This is a genomic window from Streptomyces sp. NPDC005483 (genome assembly GCF_040606035.1).
Lineage (GTDB): Bacteria > Actinomycetota > Actinomycetes > Streptomycetales > Streptomycetaceae > Streptomyces.
The window spans coordinates 1-4,297 of sequence record NZ_JBEXEA010000100.1; the positions used below are offsets into that span (position 1 = coordinate 1).

A 4,297-nucleotide genomic window follows, 5' to 3' on the forward strand; every position below is an offset into this window, starting at 1 on the left:
GACCAACGTCCTGTTCGCGATGCTCCGCGACGGGACCTTCTACGAGCCCAGAACCCCACACCTCGCTTGACGAAAGACATAGAGGCACCCCCCCCCGCGGCGAGGACGCCGACGTCCACGAACTGCCGAAGAAGGAGACCGAGAAGAAGCAGCCGCCAAGAAGACGGCAGCGAAGAAGACCGCGAAGACGGCAGCACGCCGCTCACGCAGCGCCTGACCGCACGGGTCCTGCCGTGCAGAGGGAATGTCCGCCTGGCTAAGCCTGTTGTGGAGAGCGTGGGAGTGAAGGGGACAGTGTCCCCGGGCCTCACCTATAGCCTGCGGGGACGATCGTCCGGCTGAAGCCCCGCAGAGCCTTTCGCCGCGTAGGCGACCGCCCTTCACCCCCACAAGCACGACTGTGGCTCTGACCGGAATTCTGGGAATTCTGGTCAGAGCCACGTGCGTGCGCCCCCAAGCGCGGGTCTTTGCCGCGGCGCGAGACCAGCCGCAGCGTGGTGCAGGCGGCGCCCTTAGTGCGGCCCGGAGATCGCCGTGCAGCCCTGGTCCGGGCGTTGCCCTGCAGGGACAGCCTCTGCAGGGCAACGTGCCGGGAAGGACCGCCTCACGCCGTACGGCGCCGCATGCGTGAGCTACCGAACCGGTCAGCCGCCTCACCCTGCGCTTCGTGGCCCGCTCAGCCGCGGACGATGTTCTGCGCCTGCGGCCCCTTCTGGCCCTGGCCGATGTCGAAGGTCACGTGCTCGCCCTCGGTCAGCTCGCGGTACCCGTTGCCCGCGATCTCGGAGTAGTGCGCGAAGACGTCCGGGCCCCCGCCGTCCTGCTCGATGAACCCGAAGCCCTTCTCGGAGTTGAACCACTTCACGGTGCCGCTGGCCATACCGTCGATCCTTCGTTCATACCTGGGAACAGCCCGTCAAACCGGGCCTGTTCCGGCCCGCAATCGCACGAGCCTGCAGCCTCTGTACCCCCGATCACCCCGCCTATCCGACCGACATCACGCCACATGCCAGGCCCGCCTGCCTCACGCCGGCAGTCCTCGCCATCGACGCACCTGCTGGGTGTAGCGTCGTGCGCCGGCCATCAGCCGGGTGTGCACCCGCACCACCGCATGCCCACTATTGAGCAGGTCGGCCTCGAACCGGCGGGTCAAGTGCCGGCAGTCCTCGACTGCTACCAGCACCGGACCGGAGCGGTGCAGCCAGGCCAGCGCCTTGAGATGACCAGCGGGTCTGGCGGCCACCGTCAGTTCCGCCAGCCGCTTTCCCAGCGGATCGACCGCCACCAGCGTGTGCGTGTCCTTGTGTCCATCTATCCCAACGACGATCAACGTGCCTCCCTGCGGCGATACCGGATGCTCAGGTGATCGTCCGGTGCCGGGGGCACGCCTCAATCGGGCCAGCGGCACGCTCCTATCAAGCCACACCGCACCGGACGGCCTGCGACCGGCGGGCGGCACATCGCCGACAAGCCACCGCCGTACGGGGCAGCGAAGAAACGAGCCAGCCCGCCGGTCGACAGGATCCTGCCACCGGAGAGCGGCACATCAAGGACCAATCACCAAAGGCGACTTCGGCCCGTGTCCACCCGCCGATCGCCAACAGCCTGACATTGACGCGAAGAAAAGCCGTCGCACGCTTGAGGACCTCGACGTCCTCCCGCAGCCGGCGGTTCTCCCGCCGCAGCGCGGCCAGTTCCTCACGTTCACTGCTGGTCAGACCGTCGCGTTCGCCCGCATCGACCTCGGCCTGGCTGACCCACAGCCGCACCGCGGTCTCGGTCAGGTCGAAGTCCTTGGCGATCTGGCCGACAGAGCGGTCACCGCGTCGGCACAGCTCGACGATCTCGGCCTTGAACTCCGGCGTGAACGAACGGCGAGGCCGAGGCCCCTTCTTGCCATGCTCTCCATGATGGACATCCTCCCGGGGCAGAACCCCTGATCTCGAATGTCCGTCAAAGCGGATCAAGCCCAGTTGTCGTCACCCCGATACCGCGGCCTCGTAGCCGCCAAGCGCCCTGCTGTCGTGCCGAGATGGCGGTCGGGGCCGCCGTAGCCGGGTGGTAGGGACAGCCCCCGACCCGATGCGGCCGTGAGCCCCATCGTGGCCGGCCAGGACCTCCAGCAGGATCAATGGCGTTCGGGAAAGGTCGCACCGCGGACCCTGCTCCCTCGGGAGCGTCCGGCGGGCTACTCATGGAGGAGATCAGGATGAAGCGCACGCATCTTGCGCTGGTGACCGCGACGATTGCGTTGGCGGTGATGGCAGCGCCCACCGCTGCGCTCGCGACGCCGCGAGCAGCCGACCGCACCGGGCTGCAGGAACAGCTGGACGGCATCGCTGCCGACAGTGGGGTCGGAGCGCTGATGGAGGTGCGTGACGCGGACGGCATCTGGCGGGGCACCAGCGGGGTCGCCAAACAGGGCACCTCGCAGGCGGTCCCGGAACACGCCCACTTCCGGGCCGGCAGCATCACCAAGACGTTCGTCGCCACCGTCACCTTGCAGCTCGTCGACGAAGGCCGGCTGCGGTTGGATGACACCGTCGAAGCATGGCTGCCCGGAGTCGTCCCCAACGGTGACCGCATCACCGTGCGCCAGCTGCTCAGCCACACCAGCGGGGTGCCCGACTACCTGCCCACGCTGACGATGCCGCCGGCGCCGCAGTTCCTGGACAACCGGTGGCGCACCTGGACCGCTCAGGAACTGATCGACCGTGCGGTGGCCAACCCTCCCACGTTCGAACCGCCCGGCTCGCGCTACAAGTACTCCAACACCGGCTACCTCCTGCTCGGCCAGATCATCAAGGAGGCGACCGGACGCTCCTACGGCAAGGAGATCGAACGCCGGATCATCCGGCCGCTGGGGCTGCACCACACCTCGCTGCCGGGAACGTCCCCGCGCATTCCCGGGCCGCACCCGTACGGCTACGTGCCGATCCTGGAGGGCGGCACGATGCACCTGGTCGACTACACGCAGATGAACCCGTCGGTGATGGGCGCCAGCGGCGAGATCATCTCCACGACCAGCGACCTCAACCGCTTCATGGCAGCCCTCCTTGGCGGCCGCCTCTTGCCGGACCACCTGCTCGACGCGATGAAGACACCCGGTGTCGAGGGTGGCAGCTATGGCCTGGGGTTGAAATGGCAAGACACCTCATGCGGGATCCGGGCGTACGGCAACGACGGCGATGCCGTGGCCTATGAGTCCTGGTCGTTCTCCACCCAAGACCAGCACCGCCAGGTCACCGTCGCTCTCACGCCCAACTTCCGTCGCGACCCCGAGGGCGCCGTCGACGCACTTCTGGACAAGGCCATCTGCGACTGACCTGCGCAGGACGTGCTGACCTGGACGATCGTGCGGCGGGTTCAGCTGGCCGAGCGGGCTGAGCTGCCGCGCGGGGAGCTGGGCGAGATCGACGCGGAGGCGGCCAGGCTTGAAGCCGCCGATTTGGTTTTCGGGCAATGGGCCCGAGGCAACGGACGGCAGGCGTCGGGCATCGTGGGGCCGGGGCCGGGGCCGGGGCCGGGGCCGGGGCCGGAGGGTGGTGGCTCCGGGGGCGCCGCCCACCTGACCGCCATCCGCACCACTGCCATCCGCACCACCACCGGTAAAAAAGGGGAGACGGTCACGACCTGATCCGACTGAGCGTGAACGAGATCCGCAGGCTACTGGGCAGCTTCGCTCACGCCGGCCGGCACGAAGCCGTTCACATCCTCCACTGGTCACGCGTCGGCGCCATCTACACCGCGCCCGGCTCAGCCACTACCACCGCCGCGGACATCGACCCCCGTACCTGGCCTTCTCTACGCCGCGAGCGCAGCCATATCTCGGGAGGGCGGGGCACCGCTCGGACATGATCGCGCGCCGAACTCGGCCAGGCATCACGAGGCTGCCAACAGTGGGCCGAGTTCGGCGGCCCACTGCGGGTAGAGCGCGACCTTGCAGAACCCCTGATCTCAGATGTCCGTCAAAGCGGATCAAGCCCAGTGGCCCCCGGCGCAGGTGCCAAAGCTGAGCTCACCTCAGCCGATCCGGTCCTGGTCACCGTGCACCACCTGCGGAAGCTCGCGACCACGGACCTCTTGGGGCAGCTTTTCAACCGCCATGACCATCAGCCGCACAGTGAAAGCCGCCCGACCGCTGCCGGAATCCCACGGTGTCCAGTTCCCCGCCTCAACACCCCGCTTCCGCACACGGAAGGACTTAGACGTCGTCTCATTTGGCGTGTTCGATAGTCTGGTGTCGTGGGGATCGTTGAGCGTCTGGTGCCAGATGAGTTGTGGGAACTGTTCGAGC

At 67.9% G+C, this 4,297-nt stretch carries 5 protein-coding genes and 1 pseudogene; 2 read left to right on the forward strand and 4 right to left on the reverse strand.

All coding sequences use genetic code 11. From position 1 onward, the window contains the following. Positions 1 to 676: 676 nt before the first annotated feature. From ABZT06_RS50235 to ABZT06_RS50245, 3 genes and pseudogenes are all read right to left on the reverse strand, one after another. On the reverse strand, positions 677 to 880 hold the full coding sequence (locus ABZT06_RS50235; protein WP_097276311.1) for a cold-shock protein: 204 nt from the start codon (positions 878 to 880) through the stop codon (positions 677 to 679). 144 nt (positions 881 to 1,024) lie between these two features. Continuing rightward, positions 1,025 to 1,330: a transposase gene (locus tag ABZT06_RS50240; protein ID WP_355756580.1), complete on the reverse strand. Its 306-nt coding sequence runs from the start codon at positions 1,328 to 1,330 to the stop codon at positions 1,025 to 1,027. A 286-nt stretch (positions 1,331 to 1,616) separates the two neighbouring features. After that, positions 1,617 to 1,967, reverse strand: a pseudogene (locus ABZT06_RS50245) (transposase); the annotation flags it as partial. 242 nt (positions 1,968 to 2,209) lie between these two features. Here ABZT06_RS50245 and ABZT06_RS50250 point away from each other — a divergent pair. Further along, positions 2,210 to 3,325 (forward strand): serine hydrolase domain-containing protein, encoded by a 1,116-nt coding sequence (locus ABZT06_RS50250; protein ID WP_355756583.1) that lies wholly within the window; start codon positions 2,210 to 2,212, stop codon positions 3,323 to 3,325. Between the two features lie 12 nt (positions 3,326 to 3,337). Then, complete coding sequence (locus tag ABZT06_RS50255; RefSeq protein WP_355756585.1) at positions 3,338 to 3,637, forward strand: hypothetical protein; 300 nt, start codon at positions 3,338 to 3,340, stop codon at positions 3,635 to 3,637. Positions 3,638 to 4,023: 386 nt separating this feature from the next. Here ABZT06_RS50255 and ABZT06_RS50260 read toward each other — a convergent pair. Next, positions 4,024 to 4,297: hypothetical protein (locus tag ABZT06_RS50260; protein WP_355756588.1), on the reverse strand; the 274-nt coding region annotated here is incomplete at its 5' end.